1 protein-coding gene and 2 pseudogenes are annotated in these 2,269 nt (G+C 72.8%); all 3 read right to left on the bottom strand.

Translation table 11 applies throughout. The features are described 5' to 3' along the window. Window positions 1-374: pseudogene (locus MHW47_RS34705) on the bottom strand (hypothetical protein); the annotation flags it as partial. 3 nt (window positions 375-377) lie between these two features. Further along, window positions 378-1,577 (bottom strand): cyclic dehypoxanthinyl futalosine synthase, encoded by a 1,200-nt coding sequence (gene mqnC, locus MHW47_RS34700; RefSeq protein WP_239227807.1) that lies wholly within the window; start codon window positions 1,575-1,577, stop codon window positions 378-380. Window positions 1,578-1,648: 71 nt separating this feature from the next. After that, window positions 1,649-2,269, bottom strand: a pseudogene (locus MHW47_RS34695) (serine/threonine protein kinase); the annotation flags it as partial.

The raw sequence follows: 2,269 nt of genomic DNA, 5'->3' as shown, positions 1-2,269 counted from the left end.
GATCTGGCGAGCGCGGTCGTGCCGTGCCGGAGCATGCGGTGCAGCCCGCGCCGTACGCTGCCGGCCCGCCAGGTGTCCTCGGGGCCGAGCGCTTCGAGCGCGGCGCCGGTCAGCGGCTCGGTGCCCAGGGTGTCCGCCTCGCGCGGGTCGGGGAAGTACCACCGCTCCAGCAGCGGGACCGCGTCCCGCTGGAGGAGGCCGGGGGTCAGGACGCCGGGCCAGTGCCGGACGCGGGCGCCGGGGTGGGCGGCGGCGAGTTCCCCGTACGGCCCGAACGCGGCGACCGATCCGTCCCGGACGGCGACGGCGCCCCCGGCCACGGGCGCGAGGCCGCCGCCCGGCAGCAGCAGGGCGGCGGCGTGGAGGGTCAGCACGGCCTACGGGGCGCCGAGGAGCTTCAGCTCCGGGTGCGCGGTGCCGCCCTCGATCGCCACGGACGAGATGTGCGAGACGACGCGCTCGTCGACCGGGTCGTTCGCCGGGTCGTCGTGCACGACGAGGTGCTCGTACGTGGTGGAGCGCTGGGCCGGGACGCGGTCCGCCTTGCGGATCAGGTCGATGATCTCCAGCCGGTTGGAGCGGTGCTTGGCGCCGGCCGAGGAGACGACGTTCTCCTCCAGCATGATCGAGCCGAGGTCGTCCGCGCCGTAGTGCAGCGACAGCTGGCCGACCTCCTTGCCGGTGGTGAGCCAGGAGCCCTGGATGTGGGCCACGTTGTCCAGGAAGATCCGGGCGATGGCGATCATCCGCAGGTACTCGAAGAGCGTGGCCTGCGTACGGCCCTTGAGCTTGTTGTTCTCCGGCTGGTACGTGTACGGGATGAACGCCCGGAAGCCCCCGGTGCGGTCCTGCACGTCGCGGATCATCCGCAGGTGCTCGATGCGCTCGGCGTTCGTCTCGCCCGTGCCCATCAGCATGGTGGAGGTGGACTCGACGCCGAGGCCGTGCGCGATCTCCATGATCTCCAGCCAGCGCTCGCCGGACTCCTTGAGCGGCGCGATGGCGGTGCGCGGCCTGGCCGGCAGCAGTTCGGCGCCGGCCCCCGCGAACGAGTCGAGACCGGCGGCGTGGATGCGGCGGATCGCCTCCTCGGCGGAGACCTTGGAGATGCGGGCCATGTGCTCGATCTCGGAGGCGCCCAGCGAGTGGATCACCAGCTGCGGGAACGCCTTCTTGATCGCCGAGAAGTGCTCCTCGTAGTACTCCACGCCGTAGTCCGGGTGGTGCCCGCCCTGGAACATGATCTGCGTGCCGCCCAGCTCGACCGTCTCCGCGCAGCGGCGCAGGATGTCGTCCAGGTCGCGGGACCAGCCCTTGGCGGTGTCCTTCGGCGCGGCGTAGAAGGCGCAGAACTTGCACGCCGTGACGCACACGTTGGTGTAGTTGATGTTGCGCTCGATGATGTACGTCGCGATGTGCTCCGTACCGGCGTAGCGGCGGCGGCGCACGGCGTCGGCGGCGGCGCCCAGGGCGTGCAGCGGCGCCGACCGGTAGAGGTCGAGCGCCTCCTCCGGGGTGATCCGGCCGCCTTCGGCGGCGCGGTCGAGGATGGGCTGAAGGTCAACCTTCTCGGTCACCGGCTGTCACCTTTCGGCGGTTTTCCAACGGATCTACGAACCGGTTCAGCGTACGCCAGCGGGCTCGGCGGTCAGCCGCCGGACCGGGTCAGCGTGCCGTACGGGCTTCCCATCACCTTCCCGTCCGAGCGGAACCGGAGCGTTCCGTCCGCTGCCAGCGTGACGTGGAGATCGGCGGGCTCGGCGGGGCAGAACACGACCCGGCTCGGCCGGTCGGGGTCCGGGCGCTCCCGCAGTTCCAGCTCGTCGGCCGAGGCGGAGGTGAGCGTGGCGACGCTGTGGCAGGTGATGCCCACCTCCGGGGACAGGAGCGTGGTCAGCCGGAGCACGTCCGTACCCGTGCGGCCCTTCTCGAACACGGCGGTGAGCGTGCCCTCCGACTCGCCGCCGCTCCGCTCGTCGAGCGGACCCCGCCAGGTGCCGACGAAGGCGTCGGGCAGTTCGGCGGCCCCGCCGGGGCTCGTCGTGGGACGCCGCGTGCCCGATCCGGCCCCCGGCTCCGAGGGCTTCGACGGGGTCGGCCGCGCCTCGCCCTGGCCGACGTTGCCGGTCTGTCCGCCGCTGCCCGGCATCAGGTCCAGCAGGAAGGCGCTGCCCACGGTCACCGCGGCCAGCGCCCCGGCCACTGCCAGGGCGAGGGTGCAGCTCACCTGGCGCCGCCCCGCGCCCCCCGTCGCGCCGAGGGTGAGACC

The organism is Streptomyces sp. OfavH-34-F, from assembly GCF_022347745.1.
Classification (GTDB): Bacteria; Actinomycetota; Actinomycetes; order Streptomycetales; family Streptomycetaceae; genus Streptomyces.
Note: the sequence above shows the minus strand (reverse complement) of the source record. Positions and strands in the feature narration are given on the sequence as shown.